An 18511-nucleotide genomic window follows, 5' to 3' on the forward strand; every position below is an offset into this window, starting at 1 on the left:
ATTTGCTCCTTAAATCTCATTTTTTAATACTTCAAGATTTTTCTTTATAAGCTCGCATCTTTGCTGCACGCAAAGCACGCTTCTGCCGGGATCTTCGGGAGTTCCGAAGATATAATCACCAAGAAGTTCAATACTTGTTTTTGCAACATATACCCTTGTATCGCTGCCTGCATAATAAAGAAGAATATCGCCGTTTTCTTCTACAATCGCGCCGTTTGAGAATACAACGTTTGAAACGTCTCCTACTCTCTCCCATCCAAGCGGTCCAAGAAGAAGTCCTCCGGGCTCCGCTATAACTTTTCCGGGATCATATAGATCTGTTGCATAGGCATAAAGGACATATCTTAGTCCTGCTGCCGTATTTCTTACGCCGTGCGCGATGTGAAGCCATCCCTTGTCTGTCTTTATAGGCACAACGCATTCACCGTTCTTGGCTTCCGTAATCTGATGATATCTTCTTCTGCTAAGAATCTTTTCCTCATCTATCACTGCATGTTCAATATCATCACACAGCCCAAAGCCTATACCATCGCCGCTTCCGGTATCGATAAAGCTGTCCATTGGACGGGTGTAAAAAGCATATTTTCCGTCAACAAACTCAGGATGAAGAACAACATTTCTCTGCTGAGGCGAGCGTTTTGTAACAAGATTAGGAAGTCGCTCCCACTTTTTAAGATCTTTTGTCCTTACAATTCCTGCTGCCGCAACTGCCGCCGAGAGATCGTTTGTGGAATCATCGTGGCTCTCGGAACAGAACACTCCGTATATCCAGCCATCCTCATGCTGCGTAAGCCTCATGTCATAGACATTTGTCTCTTCCTCACAAGTGTCATCAAGCAATATCGGATAATCCCAAAATCTGAAATTGTCTATGCCGTTATCACTTTCAGCAACTCCGAAAAAAGACTTTCTGTCATTGCCTTCTATTCTGGCAACAAGATAATACTTCCCATTAAGCTTAATGGCTCCTGAATTAAGAACTGCATTTATCCCAAGCCTCTCCTGAAAATTCGGATTACTGTTTATATCAAGATCGTATCTCCACGTAAGCGGAATATGCTGTCTTGTAAGAACCGGATATTTATATCTTGTATATACTCCGTTATAAAAATCCGCAGGTTCATTCTTCCGCGACATGAGCTTTTCCTGTCTGTCCTTTTCAATGTAATATCTCTCATGTAACATTTCTTGTTATTACCTCCAAACACATTCTTCCGTTATGATACGGACACTTCCACGGTTCAACTATAGGCTCGTCCTTCGCGGGTACGCCGTTTTTATCGACATACCAGAACCACTCAGATCCGGATCTCTTATCGATGACAAATTCTTTTATGTAATCCCAAAGAGCCCGTGCCGCCTCAAGATATTCTTTTTTCTCGGGATGTCTTTCGTATGCATCAAGAAATCCATTGATTCCTTCAGCCTGCACCCACCAGACTCTGTCCTCTTTTACAACTGAATTCTGTCCCTCGACGGGAATTGATTTTCCGTCAAAAGCAACTTTATATACTTCACTCGCCATCTCCTCCGTCATTCTGCCAATCTTTGCCGAAAGGTCACCGTCGCCAAGAATATCGGTTGTCCTATTTATCAGCCATGCCGCTTCTATGTCATGTCCGTAGGAATAAAGATCGACCAGGCTGTTATAATCTTTGTCAAAAAAGACTTCCTGTCTGCGAAGCTTTGGATTATATATCTTGGTACTTACTATTTTCAGAATCTCATATAAAGATTTTCTGACTCTGCCATCACCCGATACCCTGTAAAGCTCCGTATATCCCTCCATAACATGCAAAAGAGTATTCATGCTCCTTACCGCGTCGGTACCGTTTTCCGACAGCTTTTCATTTGATACAGGCTTGAACTCTCTGTCGAACGCTTCAAGATATCCACGCTCATCACGCATTTTCTTTTCTATAAGTTCGTAGAGAGAAATAGCCATCTTCAGTGCTTCCCAATCTCCCGATGCATCAAAATAAGCAGACAGTCCGTAGATGGTAAAAGCCTGATTATATGTATGTTTTGTAGTATCAAGAGGCTTTCCGTCATAAGATACCGACCAGAATACCCCGCCATATTCATCATCAATGCAATATTTTTTTAAAAACTCATACGCATGCGTAGCCTCGCTTAAAAGCGTTTTATCTACGAGAACTTTGTATGCGCTTGAAAAAAACCATAATATCCTGCTGTTTAGTATGCAGCCCTTTTCATATTTTTTATCAACGGCAAGATCATAGCCCATGTAGCCGTAATATCCGCCGTATTCATCGTCTCTTAAACCTTTCCAAAAAGGTATGATCCCATTCAGAAGATGCTCCTTTATTTCACTGATCATTACTTATCACCCCTTTACCGCACCGGCTGCAACGCCGTTATAAATCTGTTTCTGACAAAGCAAGAATATTATCAGAGCAGGAAGAAGTGACATGATCACGCCGGCACAGATAAGATGATACTGATTACCCATGGGGCCCGTGAATGTGTACAATGATGTGGCTACCGTACAGAGTTTTCTTTTATCCTGAAGATACAGGTTCGCGCAATAATACTCGTTGTAAACACCAACGCCCTTAAGAATCAGATTCGTAACAATCGCAGGTTTTAAGAGCGGAAGCAATATCTTTGCATAAATCTGGAAGTAATTCGCACCGTCCAAAAATGCGCTTTCATCAAGTGACACAGGAAGATTTTCAAAAAACTGAATGTAGATGTAAATTGACATTACATCCGTTCCCATCATCATGATGATGTATCCGTACAAAGTATTTACAAGTCCGAGGTTGACCATTATTTCATATACCGAAACCTGCATGGCAATACCCGGAAGAAGTGCCGCAAAAGTAAACAGATTCCTGATAAGCGCATTGCCGGGAAAGCTAAAGCGATTTAGAACATATGCAAGCTGAGAGCCTATCATGGTCGATCCCGCAAGTACAAATAAAAGAATTATTCCCGAGTTAATAAATGCCAGTCCCATATTTGCCTGAGCAAAAGCCTGAACATAATTGTTAAAATTAAAAAAGTTTTCCGGAAGTGTCATAACATTGGTGCTCTGATACTCAACCTCTGTTTTCAGCGAAGTTATGACACAGGATACTATAGGCAGTACTGCCAAAAAAGCACAAAGTGCAACAGAAGCATACTTTATGATTCCCCAAACAATATCACCAATACGCATCTTTTTCTTCGGAACAACACTTGCAATTACTGTATTTGATGACATTATTTACCTCCTCTTTGCATCTGCATTCTTGCCTTTGCTTCCCTTTTACGCTGTTTCTTGAACGCTCTTTCATCCATATCTGTTCCCGCATTTCTAAACAGGAACCTAAATATTGCGTCCTGAATAAATTTGGCAATGAAAATGATCACAAGAAGGAATACCGCCATCGCACTGGCAAGTCCGACCTTCTGACTTGTATGAGCAATATCATTCATTACTACAAAGAATGTTCCCGTGCCGTTTGCACCGCTTGTTATAACAAAAGGCGGCTCAAATGCCGAAAGAGATCCTGTAATTGCCAAAATTACATTCAGTGTTACTATTGTCTTTATGCTCGGTAAAATGATGTGCCAGAATGTCTGCCACTTATTTGCGCCATCTATCGACGCTGCTTCATAAAGCGTACTGTCCACCGACATCATTGCCCCAAGGAAAAGAACCATTGTCGAGCCCAGGTATCTCCACACCGACGAGTATACGAGCGACCAGTTGTTTATCGTTTGGTCTTTTAACCAATACGGAAGACTGTCCGGATTGAAGCCTATCGCTTGGAGAACCGTGTCCAGAACAAATCCTCTTGTGTAAAAAAACTTAAAAATGAATCCGATAGCTATACCGTTTATCAGATAAGGGAAGAAAATAAATCCCTTCCAGAAGTTTTCAGCTTTTACCTTAAAGCAGAATATTGTAGCAAGATATAATGCAAGAAATACCTGAATTACCGCTCCGACCATGTAATACAGAGACAGTAACAGCGTTCTCAGAATATCTTCACGTTTAAAAATCTGTATATAGTTTTTGAATCCCACGAATTTCCTTGGTCCAATGTATTTCATGTTATAAAAGCTGAACTGGACCATTTTGCCAAAAGGATAATATGTGAACAAAATCAGTAATCCTACCGGAATAATGAGAAATGTTAATATTACCTGCGCCTGTTTCCACTTTCTTTTGTTCATAGGGTTATCTCACTTTCTTTCTATAAGTTGAGGCGGAATCATACAATTCCGCCCCTCCCCCGCAGCTCATAAAAAAATTTATAAATCAGTTGTCTGTATCAACTCCGTTAAGTTCCTGTGCTTCTGTCCACGCTTTATTCCAGCTGTCCATGATCTGATCAAAAGTCATATCCCCGTTGGATGCATGCTCTATGATCGCCTGAACTTTCTTGTCACCACCGCTGTTAATGCTAAGTTCCGAATCGGAATTGAGTGTATCTTTAAGATCTTCTTCTCCCGCAAGTGCCGGTTCATCTGAAACATATTCAACTCCGTCAAATGCCGCATAAAGATCGGGATATTTGTCATCTTCGGCATTGATAGGAATACCGCCTTCGTTGTATGAGTATCCCGACTCATTTGTCATCCACTTTACAAAAAGAAGTGACGCCATACGATTTTCATCGCTTGCATCCTTATTGATTCCGAATGCGTAATCAGGACCTGCTGTAGCATACTGCTTGCCGTTAACCGTGATAGGGAAGCTCATATATCCGATGTCCTCAGGCTTATCTCCTGCTGCCTGCATCTGAGAATATGCCCATGAGCCAAGTACCATAGTTCCGATCTCGCCTCTGTTAAGCATGCCTTTGCAGCCTTCCCAGTCTGTAGTTGAATAGTCATCCTCAATAAGGCCTTTTGCAACTGCATCATAAAGGACTTTATACACATTGTATGCATGTGATCCGTCACCCGGATCGGCGAAAGGATTTGCCGTATGAGCAAGCTTCTGATTCATGTATGTTGCATCACCTGTAGCAGTTCCCGCAATATATGCATCCCATGCTCCCATTGTCCAGCCTGCGGCATAGTTTGTATAAAGAGGGATCGCATCCGTCTTTTCTTTTATCAGAGTTAAGTCATTTATAAATTCCTCCGGTGTCTTGGGTAAAGTTGTGATTCCTGCCTTCTCAAATACTGCCTTGTTATAAAGAACACCCTGAGCATTTCCCGTAGACGGAACCCCGTAACATATTCCGTTATACTGCTTGTCCGTAGCAAAACGGATAGCACCTTTCATCTGATCTACTGTTCCATACGGCATGAAATAATTCGAGAGCTCAGATGCATCGATCGCCGGGATCATCATAATATCGCCCCAGTCACCACCCTGAAGACGAAGAAGCGAATCTTCCGCATAATCTGTAATAGCTTCAAATTCTACTGTAATTTCGGGATAAATCTTATTAAATTCCGCAACATAGTCTTTCCAACTTTTTCCCGAATAATCATCACCAACCATGTCCGTTCTATGTGTCAGAATCTTGATCGTAGTCTTGATATCCTTCCCCGTCTCACCCAGAACAACAGATGTATAGTTGTTATCCGCAGTATCTGCAGTGCCACCGTTACCGGCATTACCGGAATTTCCGGAAGCCTCGGAACCTGCCGTTCCCGGTTCCGTACCTGCACTCGGTGAAGAGCCACATGCGACGAGAGATGCAGCCACAGCTGCAGCAGCCAATAGAGCAATAGTCCTTTTTAAATTCATTTCATTCACCCCTTTTAATTAATTTAAGTAAAACCATGGTTCCAATACATTGTTCTTAAGTTAATTAATATTATATTTGTTCATCACCATTTTTCAATAGCACTTTTACAAAATTCAGTAAAAAAGAGCCGTTTCGTTAATCCTCAACAAAACGACTCCTTAAATATTGTTAATTATTTATAGACAAACCTTCTTAAATTAACTTAAATTAATTAACAAAAAAAGACTCCGCGCACCCTTTTGAGTACACGGAGTTTCTGTAATTAGTTTTTATGCTTTCAGACAGCTCTCACAGAGTCTCCGACGATCAGCTTTCCGCGTATCATCGCGGAGCTGAAAGGCATATCGGGATTACGAAGTCTCTGCGTCAGCAGCTCCATTGCCTTACTTATCATTACACTAAGATCTATTTCATAACTTGAAAGTTCAATGCTCTTGTTCATATCGGGAACATAATTATCAAATCCGATGACTGAAATATCCTTGGGAACTTTGTATCCTTTTTCTTTCAAATGCTCGATAAGCAAAAGCGCAGATACATCACAATTGCAGAAAAATGCTGTCGGCATCTCTTTTGCCGAAGGAAGCGCAAATGTCCCCTCTGCGTCAAGATTACCATATTTATCCCTGTCATTGATCACCAATGGATTATCCCTAAACTCAACATCCAGACCTGCCGATGACAGGAACTTACACATTCCTATATACCGCTCGTCAATACTCGGTGTCACCTTCAAAGTACCGACAAATCCGATCTTCCTGTGTCCTTTATCAAACAGATATCTGGTAATCTCATACCCTCCGAGGATATTATCGGTTATCACCGCATCACCTTCTATCTCCTCATATAAAGAATCCAGCGAAAGCATCGGTATCTTGGCTTTGTTTCTAAGCATACGAAGATATCCGACATTGAAAGCTCCAAGAATTATCAGTCCATCCACACTCTCCTGTGCAATGAGATTGGGAACACTTTCGGACTCTTCCGCCTCTCTGTTTATAACCTCCAAAAGAGTAAGAATTCTTTTATCATTTGACTGCACCGATAATTCTTTATAAATGTGCCAGTAGAATGACCTACTGTGATTCAGATATCTTTCCGCAACTATCACTCCAATTACGGTATTTTTTTTGGGATGATGGTTCTTTTCTTTTCGCACATATCCCATTTTGTCGGCAAGACTTAGTATCTCCTCACGCAGTTCATCACTGACGCCCTTTTTCCCCGCAAGAGCCTTCGACACGGTAACACTGCTTACGCCAAGCTTTTCTGCAATATCAGACAATGTAACATCACTCTGCATTATTATCCCTCAACTCTTTTATCGATGTTCTTTTCACAACGTTGGAATCCACCTCAAATATCGTTCCTGCAAGTGACGGATCCTCTATCTCGTTAATGACCTGCTCCACTGTGAGTCTGGCCATTTTCACAAGATCAACGTTGTAAGTTGTAAGCTTTCCTTCAAGATCGCTGTTAAGCAGGTAATTGTCATAACCGACAATCGATATATCTTCCGGAACACGTTTTCCCTGCTTTTTAAGCGCCTCATATAACAATCCGGCAGAAAAATCACTGCTGCACGCAAATGCTGTGGGCAGTTTCTTGGGTAGCTCTATCATAGGAGTTTCGTCATTTCCGCTCCTGTCCGGCAAAAGCCACTCGCGATTCACCTTAAGGCCGTTCTCACGCATGCACTTTTTATATCCATAGTATCTGTCGATTATATTTCTGGAATAATCAAGTGCTCCGACAAATCCTATCTCTTTATGGCCTGCTTTAACCAGCTCCTTGGTTGCTCTGTACATTCCGTAATAATTTCCCGACAAGACGGAAGTGTAATTACCTGTCTCAATCTGCTGATCCATGAAAACTACCGGCACTTTAACTGCCGCCAGCAGCCTGTTAAGAAACTTTTCTTTTATAGGTCCTATTATTATCACTCCGTCGGCATCCGTTACGGGTGGAAGTATTTCGTCATCGTCGTAATCCTTGACCATACTCAGCGACGTAAAGCATTCATTTTCCGAAACCGCATAAGCGACCTTCTGATACATCTCCCAATAAAAAGAAGCGCCTATATAAATATATCTGTCTGAAACAATGACGCTGATGGTCTTTCCGATAAGTTCCGGATTTTCAACCTTTTTAGGCGTAGTCTTCCCGTATTTACTGTAATCAAGCCCCATCTTTGCCGCACATTCTTTTATCTTCGTGCGCATTTCGGCGCTCACTCCGGGTCTGCCCGCCAGTGAATTAGATACTGTAACAACAGATACTCCCAGGCTGTCAGCAATATCTTTTAGTTTTACCTTCTGTTTTGGTCTCATCTGTTATCCTCCGGCTCTTATTATGAATTAAATTAACTTAATAATCAATCCATAACAGTTTATACTGCTGTAATTTTAATGAACTGTGCTTCAAAGTCCTTGCTTCCGGGAATCAAAAGTCCAGCATTCATCAGCACATCTCCGTCATAAACTTTTCCGTTTACATCATATTTCATATCAGAGTCAAGTCCTTCAAGTCTAAGCAATCTGCTTCTTGAAAAAGCCTTTGACAATACCTGCATATATATCATAAAAGCTTCTTTTTTTATCTTCGGAAACTATCATATATGCATCATATTCTTTATTTTCCCTGTATGACGCCAATCTGTAATACTCTCCGTCAAGGATCAGTCTTCTTATGCTTTTGTATCCGGCAATCTGCTTTGGGATCTGCTTTAGTTCATCTTCTGAAAGTTTGGTTACATCAAGCTCGTATCCGAAAGTTCCAAACATAGCCGCCACAGCTCTCGACTCAAAAGAAACTTCTCTTCCCGAAATATCATTGGGGCTTTTGGCAACATGAGATCCTATCGCTGATATCGGATAAAGCATTGCAGTACCTTCCTGAATCGAAAGACGCTCAACAGGATCCATATCATCCGAGCACCATATCTGAGGACTGTAATACAGCATTCCCGCATCAAACCTGGCTCCACCCGAAGAACAGTTCTCGATCAGAACATATGGAAATTCCTTGGTTATCTTTTCCTGAATCTCATATACGCCAAGGACGTGTCTGTGCCAAATCTCCCCCTGCCTGTCTGAAGGAAGATACTCAGAACCGACATCGGAAAGAGACCTGTTCATATCCCACTTAATATATACAACAGGAACTTCACGCAGTATTTTGGCCATACTTTCATAGATATAGTTTCTCACTTCAGGATTGGAATAATCCAAAACCCACTGATCACGCGCTCGCGCAGGTATTCTTCCCACTTGATGTAATATCCAGCCCGGATGTTTTTTATAAAGGTCCGTATCTTCACAGACCATTTCAGGCTCGAACCAAAGTCCGAACTTCATATCTATCTTTTTTAGCTCATCGGTCAGCCCCTTTAGGCCGCCTTCCAGCTTATCTTCATTGACATACCAGTCTCCGAGCCCTCCACTTGGCTGATTTCTGTTATATCCAAACCAGCCGTCGTCAAGAACCTGAAGTTCTATTCCGCACTGCCTTGCCGTCTTTGCAATATCAAGAAGCTTGTCCTTATCAAAATCAAAATATGTTGCTTCCCAGTTATTGATAAGTATAGGTCTTTCCTTGCTCACCCAGTCTTGTCTTATCAGATGTTTTCTAAAAAGCTTATGATAATCTCTTGTCATCTCTCCAAGACCGCAGGATGAATAAACGAGAGCCGCCTCAGGCGTTTGAAAAGAGTCTCCCGGTTCAAGCTTCCATGAGAATGTCTCTGGATTTATTCCAATGACCATCCTTATCTGGTCGTGAGCATTTTTCTTTACCTTTGCCATAAAATTGCCGGAGTAAATGAGCTGAGAAGCGTAGACTTCTCCGCTTTTCCGGTCGGTATTTTTGGAAACGACAGCCATAAAAGGCATGGAATCATGACCTTCTTCGCCTCTTGTCGACTCCGCTATTACAGCCGCATGATTAAGAGCCGTCCTTTCAATTATATGCTCTCTCGCCCACGCACCGCACTGCGTTATAACTTCGCAGTCTCTCATCTCAAAGTCAAGGCATGAAGACAAGGCTCTTTCTATACATAATATTTTCGAGCCTCTGTTCTCGATAAGCGCAGAACGTATTACTGCATCACAATCATCAAATATGGTAAAAGACAAAGATACAACCAGACCGTAAATCTCATCCTCAAGCCTTATCACAAGCGTATCTGCATTGTCTCCAAAGCATGTAGGAAGTCCCGCAACCTTTGCTTTCCCTTTTACAATCTCATACCCCTTGTATGACAGGTCACATCCTATCTGTCCCGCATCGCTCTTTACAGAAATGCAGCACTCCCTGAAATCACCGATCCCGCCGCAAGGATACTCAAGCTGTATTGCATCCATGAAGCCAAGCTGCTCCGCAGGCCTGATTGACGGAGGAACAATCTCATCAGGTCTTAGCAGATACGAAAGCTCGTTGCTTCTTATCTTTTTGCCGTAATAGATATGTGAAAGATACTTCCCATCCACTACTCCAAGAACATATGATGTATTTTCCGTATCAAGTTTCCATGTTTGCTCTCTGTCGTTATATACTATCGCCATCTTTCCTCCAATCTCCTTAACCTGCTGTTGCTCACGCTTTGCTTTAAGATACTATTAATGATAACAGATAAAAGCTGTTTTTATCTGCTTCCGAGGCACTTACTATTTCTATATCCAATATGTGATCTTTTCTTTCGTTTTCGCTCAGCACAGGTTGCAAATAAAGGCAATCGCCCCAGTCTTCATCAAAATTTGAATCAAGAACAACAGCTTTTTCCCTGCATCCGTCCAAAACAGCCAGCGCAACGGGAGCAGGTCTGTTTATTGTCTTTCTGTACTGTATGGCAATCGTCCTTACGCCGCTAAGCTCAAAGTGAATTGAATCACCTGCCTTGGTAGCTATCCAGCCATTTTTAAAGAAGTCAAGATGTCCTTCTTTTTCTCTCGCATCGGCTCTAAAGCCCGATAATACCGGACTGCTGTTTTCAATGGTATATCTTAAAGAAGCTTCAAAGCGATTTGCTGTAACAGGTTCTTTTTCCTGCTCTTCTTCGTAATCAGATACGTCCATACCGCATATTTCATTGATCCTATCCGTTATCTCTTTTGCCAGAAGTGCGTGTCCGAGATCATTTGGATGCAATCCGTCAGGTGTAATATCATTTCTATTATATCTTCCTTCAAGCATCCTCTTATATATCGTATCTTTGATGCTCACGTTGGGAATTCCGTAGTGTCTTCCAATCTCTAAATGTATATCTTCTGCTGTTCTGCCATTGTCATAGTACACATTGTTAAGAAGCAGCATTGCAGGCTCTGTATCCGAGTACCATATCCGCCTGATCAGTCCCTCGTATGTCTCTTTGAAAAGCTCTGACTCTTCATCGTTCACGGAAAAATCTACAATCACAAAATCCGGCCTATACATAAGCAGATCCTTATAGACTCTGGACACTCCATAATATGAGGATGTTCCGCCTATTCCGGCATTCACATAATGAAACTTTGCATTCGGAAACTCTTTTTCAAACCAATCAAAAACTCTATGTGCATAGCACAGCTTAGGCTCAGAAGACAAAGATCCTTGAGTTATCGAGCCTCCAAAGAAGCCAAGTACAAGTTCTTCACCCGCTTTGGCCTTATCAATCAGTTTTTTTATCCGCTTTATTCCTTCTACTTCATTCATATCTTTTTAACCTCATATAGTTTGGGAAGATTATCTTTTGTTACAACATTCGGGCTGTTATATACATCTTTCAAAAATTCAAATGTGTTATATTCTTCTGTTCTGCAAAAATCCAGAGACCATGTCATAAAGCTCGCCCATCCTATATGCTCACCGTGGACAGCCTCGGGATCCGGAAGCACACCGACTTCCGCCAGAATCATAGGCTTTTTCATCTCGGTTATTTCTTTAAGCGCATTATACTGCTCGGAATATGCCGTATGAACATGTTTATCGGTATAAAGGTCGACCGATATCACATCTACAACGTCGTCTCCCGGATAGAACTCCTTAATATGCGAATTCCACACCCAGATAAGATTGTTAAGATGATGCACGCCCACAAAGCGCTCATACATTATTCTGTACAACTTTTTGACAGGCTCGGCTCCTTTTGCTCCCCACCAGAACCATGTTCCGTCGCTCTCATGAAACGGTCTCCACAAAATAGGGATCTCTTTTTCACAAAAAGGCCTCAGTATCCCGGCCATTACGTCAAGATCCGAGATCATCGCATTATATTCAGCAGTGCCCTCGGTTGCAGCTTTTTCAGGGTCAAAAGAAGTATTCTCTGTATAAAAAGCCTTAGACCTGCCGTAAAGAGGTGAGAACCAGTGCCATGTGAATGTGATAAGCCCTTGTTCCTCAGCCCATTCCCAGGCTTTTTTAAGCGTTCCGTTGTTATGAACGATCTCATCCATACATTCATCATCTGTGTCGAGATAGTTTATATTCGGTGAATAAGACAAAAGTTCAAAGCCCAAAAGCGCCGGCCTCTTTCCCGTCTTTTCCTCTATCAGCTTAAGCTCTTCCTGCTCCATCGTCTGCGTATGCTGTCCTGTGATCATCTTTTCATATGTGATCTCGGCCAGATATTTAAGCACATTTCTTGCTCCCTGCTGCATATTCGCGTTACTCGGTTCATAAATCTTGTCACTCATACAATTCCTCCGGTAAAAATTCATTTAAGGTCATTTCGTGGTAAGTCTTTTTTCACTCAGTGAATATCAGCAACACTTCTGACCGTAAGATTATTGGCATCTCCCCTTATGATCCTGACAACCTTTACTCCGGGATTCATGTCAAAAAAGTTGTCTGAGAGTACCAGATCGTCATTCTCATTTCTAATTTCTATATTTTTGGCAAAAGCCTTTGCGCTTATTTCTATCTCATTTTCCGAGAGCATTCTTACTGCGAGCCCCGGATCTTCAAAGCGGAAATATTTCGCCGGCACAAAAAGAGCCGTTCCTTCCGATACCACCTCGCCCTCTTCTATGGCCTTAAAGGACACGTAACAGGAATATATGTCGATTTCGGGGAAGCTTTGCTCAGTCACCCACTTTGAAGAAAGCGGAGAAACAGTTACATCTGCGGTACCCGAAGTTTCGATTTCAAGTCCTTTTCCATCAATCTCTTTTCCGAAAGCGTCTCTAAGTTTCCACTCTGCCGTAAGCTTTCGCTCCGTCATGGTCTCATTGGAGATATTAAGCTTTATCGCAGGTATGAAGCTGCTATTTTCGGAATTTATCTCAATGCCTTCGGATACAGTACTCGTCTCCTCACAGCTAATAAGCACGGGCGCAAAAAATCTTTTGGCATAATAGTGCAACGCCTTCCATCTTCCGTAATAGTCAACAGAAGCCCAGCTTATAACAGGCCAGCAGTCATTTAGCTGCCAATACAGAGTTCCCATGCACCTCCCCCTGTTTCTCCTAAAGTGCTCAACACCGTATCTTATCGCTTCTCCCGACAGAAGCTGAGAAGCATATATTAAAATATCAAAATCCGTAGGATACTTGAAAGTTGCCTGCATGTACTGCATTATCTTGGAATTGGCAGATTTGTTCCTCTGGTGCTTTTCCATGTTATAGGAAAAAAGATTGTAGTCTTCTTCGCTTGTCATTACCGTTTCCAAGGTCTTCTTTGACGGAAGAGCCTGGAAACCAAACTCCGACAGATATCTGAAGAAGTACTTTCTGTACTCGGTAAAAGGTTTTCCGTCATGCCATACCTGCCAGAAGTGAACATCTCCGCGGTCAAAGTCGTTGGGATTGTCAAAAGATCCTCCCGATGACGGACTGGATGGCCAGTATACCGCATCAGGTGCATATTCTTTTACCCACTTAGGAAAAAGATATTCATACATCTTAATATAATCAGCCTTTTGCTTATGAGTCTTAACCCACACTCCGCTTTTTACGAACATCTCCATCTCATTATTGCCGCAAATAAGAGCAAGGCACGCATGATCCGCAATCCTTTTTAAATTATCTTTAATCTCAAGTCTGATATTTTCTTCAAATTCCTCGGTAAGGTCATAGACACCGCAGGCAAACATCATATCCTGCCATACCATGATCCCAAGCTCATCGCAGATATCATAGAAAGCATCATCCGGGAAAAAGCCTCCGCCCCATACCCTGATGGAATTGAAGTTGGCCAATTTACAATCTTCAAGAAGTTTCCTTGTTCTTTCGGGCGTCATTCTTGTCAGATAGTTATCTTCCGGTATATAGTCTGCGCCAAAAGCAAATACATCAAAACCGTTTATGCAATGCGAGAAACTCTCTCCCCACTCATCTTTCTTTTTGGTTATGGTAAGGGTTCTCAGGCCGATTCTTTTTGTCAGAGAATCAAGCTCCGTATTTCCAAGTTTTAATTTTATATCCAGGTTATAAAGATTTTGTTCTCCGAATCCGGACGGCCACCAGAGCAACGGATCTTCGACCACGATTTCATCGCCTGATCTGTAATCTTCATACGTATGCTCTTTTCCATGTGGATCTGTAAGACTTACATCACAGGAAAGACCTGTATCATCACCGGAAACTGCCTTGTCTATAAAAATACGCAGCCCGACTTTACCGTCGTTGTGCTCTTGATGAATCCTGACATTCTCGATACGTGCAGTATTTATTCCAAGAATATATACAGGTCTGAAAAGTCCCGCATCAGGGATTCTCGGGCCCCAGTCCCAGCCAAACATGTAGTGGGCCTTTCTTATGTGAACAAAGCCTTCCATGGCATCTTCTGTTCCGTCGCACTCACTTTTTTCGTATGCATCCTTTATATATTTAAGCGGTGACCTGATGCAGACCTTTAATTCATTATCTTTTTCCTTTAAAAAATCTGTTATATCAATCCTGTAAGTCCTGTGCACGTTGCAGGCACATAGGATTTTGCTTCCGTTTAGATACACCTCCCCAACGGTATCGATTCCTTCGAATACAAGCTCTTTTTTCAAAGATGTCATCAGTGCATGACCGGCATCGAACTTAGCTTCGTATTCAAAATCCTCTTCCATCATTTTCAGAGCAAATTTCTCATTGTCTGCCACAAACGGATCCGGGATTACTCCGTTATCCTGCAATGTATAGAGAACGCTCCCCTGAACCTCAGTCCTGTAGCTGCTGCCATCGGATACTCTTTTCAATATCCAGTTATTTATTGCAAATCTTTCCATCTATTGTCTCCATATTTAATGCCTAGTACAGCGCCGTTACAGCATCCCTTGTCTTACTTAAGTGATGCCAAGAACAATGCGCCTTTTATTCCCTGCTGCCCCATAAGTCCCGCAGGTGTTATATAACTTTCAATATCCTGCATCTCTTTTGTATCAACATATCCGTTCATATAGGAAAGGGTTTTCTCGCGGATCATGGGAAAGAGCTTTTCTATATGCATAACACCGCCGCCGAGAATGATCCTCTCGGGACAGTAGCAACAGATATATTGCATCAATGCCTTTCCGATGTAGTCTGCTTCCTGCTCCCAAACGCTCATATCATCGAGCAAAAGCTGCGGCTTCTTGCCATAGTGAGCCTCTATTGCAGGTCCCGATGCCAGTCCTTCAAAACAGTTCTTATGATACGGACAGATTCCTTCAAAACCGTCTCTGCCGCTCACAGGCAAAAGAATATGTCCCGCCTCAGGATGAAGCGCTCCATGGAGGAGATTGCCTTCAGCATAAACTCCAACTCCGATCCCGGTGCCTATTGTTATGTAGATTACGTTATTCAGCCCTTTTCCATTCCCATATTTGACTTCTCCCAAACATGCCGCGTTGACATCGGTATCTATTGTCACAGGGAAATCTGCCTTGCCAAAAGCTTCCATCCAGGAAAAGCCCACCCATTCCAGCTTCGGGCTTTTTCCTATCTTTCCGTAACTTTCCGAGTTCCTATCAAGGCACACAGGGCCGAACGCGCCTATTCCCATGCCTTCAATGTCATACTTTCCAAAAAAATCCATAATCTCAGGGATTGTTTCCCTCGGACTTCTCGTTTTTATCTCTGTGGTCTCTACTATATTTGACTTGTCGTCCCCAACAGCCAATACCATCTTTGTCCCACCTGCTTCTATCGCGCCATACATCTGTATTCCCCTCCGTTATCACTAAAAAGTAAATATGCTACCAAAAACTCCAATCCGGAATTTAATTAAATTAACTTAACTCAATCGCAATGTATTTGTATTTTACTTAAATATTGCACATATCAATCTATTTTTCAATAGTATTTCCATCTTTTTCTTTATCTTTAAAAAAACCGCTCTAACAAGCTGTTAAAGGCCTGTCAGAACGGTATCTTTTAAATATTCTATTTTTCAAATCAGTTACTTGGTACTCTCCCTTTCTATGTAAGAAACAGGAAGTATCGTGCGTTTTGGTACAACCTTGCCCTCAGAAGATGAAATGACTAGATCCACTGCCATTTCCGCCATTTCTTTAATGGGCTGGTGTATTGTCGAGATTGGCGGAGTCGTAAGCCTCGAAAGCAGAACATCATCAAAGCCTATAAGTTTTATATCTTCAGGTACTCTTTTGCCCATTTTCCTGCAAACCTGAAGAACCTGCGCCGCGATAAGATCGGAGCTTGCAAAAATTCCGTCTATCTCATTGTCGAGTTTAAGTTCTCCCGTCAAAAGAGCGTGATACTCAAGGTTGTTATACTGATTCATGCTGGTTGAAACCGCCTTATAGACAACACCGCGCTCTTCGCAGACTTTGGCAAAGCCTTTCAAACGATCATCTGCAGGCATGACGCTTTTCGAAACACCGCTTATGATAAGCAGGTGCTTGCAACCGCTTTTGATAAGCGCCTCGGCTGCGAGCATTCCTCCCTGCTCATTATCGCACTCAACTGCTGCCGTTCCGTTCTCAACAAAACGCTCAACGGTGATAAGCGGGATATTACTATTTGCAAATTCGAGCCCCTTTACAGTGGAGGAAAAAACTATAACACCGGCAACACGATTACTTGTGCACATATCAAGGTACTCTTTTTCCTTGTGATCTGCGCCCTTGGAATTGGCGAGCAAGATCTTATACCCTTTCTTGCTTGCCGCATTCTCAATGTTACTTATCATCTCGGAAAAATAAGGATGCCTTATGTGCGGCATAATAACGCCGATCGTATTCGTCGATTTCTTGGACAGGGATCTGGCTACTTCGTTGGGCTGATAATTGAGTTCTTCCATTGCAGCATATACCTTGGACCTTGTTTTGTCCGAGATATACCCTCTGTTGTTCAGAACCCTTGATACAGTTGTAACCGTCAGCCCACATCTGGCTGCGACATCCTTTAATGTAGCCATATTCCCTCCGATGCCTCTTCCTACCACGCACTTCTTACGAATGCTCGATAGTAAACTTCTTAGTCTTTAAATTTGCTTTAAGCCGTGCAAAATCGTCGCCGTTTTTCCTAAGAATAACAAGTTCCTCATCGCCGCAATCTTCAAGAATAAACTCTCCGTCAAATGCAGGATGCTCATTTCTGAACTTCATAAGCTTAAGAAGCTCTTTTACGACAGGTCTTTCGACTTCTTTTTCTATCTCGTCAAGCTTGTAATAATGACGATTTATATTTCTTCCGACTTTGGTCTCTTCAAGAAGTTTAAGGTCGTTCTTTCCCGCAAGGAGTCCCACATAATATACCTGCGGAATTCCGGGAGCAAAAAACTGAACCGCTCTTGCCAGAAGGTAAGCATCGTCGTCATCGCCAAGTGCCGAGTAATAGCTGCAGTTGACCTGATAAATATCAAGATTGTTATATGCAGCCGTATTGTAAATCTTCTTTACATTGGCTCCGTATTTAAAGATGTCCTCTTTTGTCCTCTCAATCTCATCATCGGGAAGGAGGTCTTTTACATCGACAACACCGATTCCGTCGTGAGTATCAAGCGTTGTGAACTGCTTCCTCGGACAAATGTTAAGCCAATTCTTCAAATACGTAGACTGTCCATAGTATAACGCATTTATTAGTAGCATTGGAAGCGCAAAATCATAAACATAGTAGTCATGGCTTTCAATTTTCTGCTGCATCGTGTAGTGCTCGTGTATCTCAGGAAGGAGCTTAACACCGTACGGCTCTACTATTTTCTGGCATCCGTCCATAAGTTCCCAAACTTCCGGCTCTATGAAAAAGCATGAACTTCCTGCTTTTTTTGTCGCATAAGCAAACGCATCAAGTCGAATGATCGAGAGTCCGTGCTTACAGAGATTTACAAGATTATCCTTGATAAACTCTTTTGCCGTATCCGATTTGCAGTTGATATCGATCTGCTGCTCATCAAAGGTGCACCATACTTTCTCAGTGCTTCCGTCAGCGAACACCGCATCCACATAGGGAGCTCTGGGCTTTCTCTTGTAGATAACATCCACTTCTTCCTGTGTAGGCTCTCCGTTCTCCCAAAAATCCTTATAGCGAATGAAAAGATCTCTGTATTTCGAATCATCTTTTTTCTGAAGAAAATCTTTGTAATACTCACTCTGCGCCGAAATGTGATTGATCATGTAATCGGCCATGAGATAATACTGTTCCGACAACTTTTCTATATCGTCCCAGTCTCCAAACGTCTTGTCTACAACGTGGTAATCCATAGGAGCAAATCCTCTGTCTCCCGAAGATGGGAAAAAAGGAAGTATATGTATACCGCCTACTGCATCCTTAAAGTACTTGTCCATTACAAACGCTAGATCTTTGAGATTATTCCCCATGCTGTCTGCGTATGTGATCAACATACATTTGTTTTCTAGCTTTTTCATAACATAAAACCTTTCATAT

Annotated in this window: 15 protein-coding genes; all 15 read right to left on the minus strand. The window is 42.2% G+C overall.

The window, feature by feature from the left end; translation table 11 throughout:
* Positions 1 to 9 precede the first annotated feature (9 nt).
* Complete coding sequence (locus tag CD00_RS0106775; protein WP_026655277.1) at positions 10 to 1185, minus strand: glycoside hydrolase family 130 protein; 1176 nt, start codon at positions 1183 to 1185, stop codon at positions 10 to 12.
* Complete coding sequence (locus CD00_RS0106780; RefSeq protein WP_034462016.1) at positions 1175 to 2341, minus strand: AGE family epimerase/isomerase; 1167 nt, start codon at positions 2339 to 2341, stop codon at positions 1175 to 1177. Before CD00_RS0106780 ends, CD00_RS0106775 begins: the two co-directional genes overlap by 11 nt.
* 6 nt (positions 2342 to 2347) lie before the next feature.
* Complete coding sequence (locus CD00_RS0106785) at positions 2348 to 3184, minus strand: carbohydrate ABC transporter permease (protein ID WP_034462370.1); 837 nt, start codon at positions 3182 to 3184, stop codon at positions 2348 to 2350.
* 44 nt (positions 3185 to 3228) lie between these two features.
* Positions 3229 to 4188: a carbohydrate ABC transporter permease gene (locus CD00_RS17515; RefSeq protein ID WP_051594107.1), complete on the minus strand. Its 960-nt coding sequence runs from the start codon at positions 4186 to 4188 to the stop codon at positions 3229 to 3231.
* Between the two features lie 85 nt (positions 4189 to 4273).
* Positions 4274 to 5719, minus strand: a complete 1446-nt coding sequence (locus CD00_RS0106795) for an ABC transporter substrate-binding protein (protein ID WP_026655280.1) — start codon at positions 5717 to 5719, stop codon at positions 4274 to 4276.
* Positions 5720 to 5997: 278 nt separating this feature from the next.
* Complete coding sequence (locus tag CD00_RS0106800; protein ID WP_026655281.1) at positions 5998 to 7023, minus strand: LacI family DNA-binding transcriptional regulator; 1026 nt, start codon at positions 7021 to 7023, stop codon at positions 5998 to 6000.
* Entirely contained in the window at positions 7013 to 8050 is a 1038-nt protein-coding gene (locus tag CD00_RS0106805) for a LacI family DNA-binding transcriptional regulator (protein ID WP_026655283.1), read from the minus strand. Before CD00_RS0106805 ends, CD00_RS0106800 begins: the two co-directional genes overlap by 11 nt.
* Positions 8051 to 8109: 59 nt before the next feature.
* Entirely contained in the window at positions 8110 to 8256 is a 147-nt protein-coding gene (locus CD00_RS20610; RefSeq protein WP_242838928.1) for a GH36 C-terminal domain-containing protein, read from the minus strand.
* Positions 8249 to 10282, minus strand: coding sequence for an alpha-galactosidase (locus tag CD00_RS17520; RefSeq protein WP_242838929.1), 2034 nt, complete (start codon positions 10280 to 10282; stop codon positions 8249 to 8251). Before CD00_RS17520 ends, CD00_RS20610 begins: the two co-directional genes overlap by 8 nt.
* A 43-nt stretch (positions 10283 to 10325) precedes the next feature.
* A complete protein-coding gene (locus CD00_RS0106815) occupies positions 10326 to 11408 on the minus strand; it encodes an SGNH/GDSL hydrolase family protein (RefSeq protein ID WP_026655284.1) in 1083 nt (360 codons plus the stop codon).
* A complete protein-coding gene (locus tag CD00_RS0106820) occupies positions 11405 to 12388 on the minus strand; it encodes a glycosyl hydrolase (RefSeq protein ID WP_026655285.1) in 984 nt (327 codons plus the stop codon). The genes CD00_RS0106815 and CD00_RS0106820 overlap by 4 nt, the downstream gene beginning before the upstream one ends.
* A gap of 56 nt (positions 12389 to 12444) precedes the next feature.
* Positions 12445 to 14910: a beta-mannosidase gene (locus tag CD00_RS0106825; protein WP_026655286.1), complete on the minus strand. Its 2466-nt coding sequence runs from the start codon at positions 14908 to 14910 to the stop codon at positions 12445 to 12447.
* 53 nt (positions 14911 to 14963) lie between these two features.
* The gene (locus tag CD00_RS0106830) at positions 14964 to 15821 is read right to left on the minus strand and encodes an ROK family protein (protein WP_034462017.1); all 858 of its coding nucleotides are present in this window, start codon (positions 15819 to 15821) and stop codon (positions 14964 to 14966) included.
* Positions 15822 to 16061: 240 nt separating this feature from the next.
* On the minus strand, positions 16062 to 17042 hold the full coding sequence (locus CD00_RS0106835; protein WP_026655288.1) for a LacI family DNA-binding transcriptional regulator: 981 nt from the start codon (positions 17040 to 17042) through the stop codon (positions 16062 to 16064).
* A 34-nt stretch (positions 17043 to 17076) separates the two neighbouring features.
* Entirely contained in the window at positions 17077 to 18492 is a 1416-nt protein-coding gene (gene gtfA, locus CD00_RS0106840) for a sucrose phosphorylase (RefSeq protein ID WP_026655289.1), read from the minus strand.
* Positions 18493 to 18511 lie beyond the last annotated feature (19 nt).

Origin of the sequence: Butyrivibrio sp. AE3003 (assembly GCF_000686065.1) — a bacterium.
In the GTDB taxonomy this organism is placed as follows: Bacteria; Bacillota; Clostridia; order Lachnospirales; family Lachnospiraceae; genus Butyrivibrio; species Butyrivibrio hungatei_A.

Coding starts and splice junctions, on each gene's coding strand:
- CD00_RS0106775 (WP_026655277.1), bottom strand. CDS start 1,185: ATGTTACATGAGAGATATTACATTGAAAAGGACAGACAGGAAAAGCTC.
- CD00_RS0106780 (WP_034462016.1), bottom strand. CDS start 2,341: ATGATCAGTGAAATAAAGGAGCATCTTCTGAATGGGATCATACCTTTT.
- CD00_RS0106785 (WP_034462370.1), bottom strand. CDS start 3,184: ATGCGTATTGGTGATATTGTTTGGGGAATCATAAAGTATGCTTCTGTT.
- CD00_RS17515 (WP_051594107.1), bottom strand. CDS start 4,188: ATGAACAAAAGAAAGTGGAAACAGGCGCAGGTAATATTAACATTTCTC.
- CD00_RS0106795 (WP_026655280.1), bottom strand. CDS start 5,719: ATGAATTTAAAAAGGACTATTGCTCTATTGGCTGCTGCAGCTGTGGCT.
- CD00_RS0106800 (WP_026655281.1), bottom strand. CDS start 7,023: ATGCAGAGTGATGTTACATTGTCTGATATTGCAGAAAAGCTTGGCGTA.
- CD00_RS0106805 (WP_026655283.1), bottom strand. CDS start 8,050: ATGAGACCAAAACAGAAGGTAAAACTAAAAGATATTGCTGACAGCCTG.
- CD00_RS17520 (WP_242838929.1), bottom strand. CDS start 10,282: ATGGCGATAGTATATAACGACAGAGAGCAAACATGGAAACTTGATACG.
- CD00_RS0106815 (WP_026655284.1), bottom strand. CDS start 11,408: ATGAATGAAGTAGAAGGAATAAAGCGGATAAAAAAACTGATTGATAAG.
- CD00_RS0106820 (WP_026655285.1), bottom strand. CDS start 12,388: ATGAGTGACAAGATTTATGAACCGAGTAACGCGAATATGCAGCAGGGA.
- CD00_RS0106825 (WP_026655286.1), bottom strand. CDS start 14,910: ATGGAAAGATTTGCAATAAATAACTGGATATTGAAAAGAGTATCCGAT.
- CD00_RS0106830 (WP_034462017.1), bottom strand. CDS start 15,821: ATGTATGGCGCGATAGAAGCAGGTGGGACAAAGATGGTATTGGCTGTT.
- CD00_RS0106835 (WP_026655288.1), bottom strand. CDS start 17,042: ATGGCTACATTAAAGGATGTCGCAGCCAGATGTGGGCTGACGGTTACA.
- gtfA (WP_026655289.1), bottom strand. CDS start 18,492: ATGAAAAAGCTAGAAAACAAATGTATGTTGATCACATACGCAGACAGC.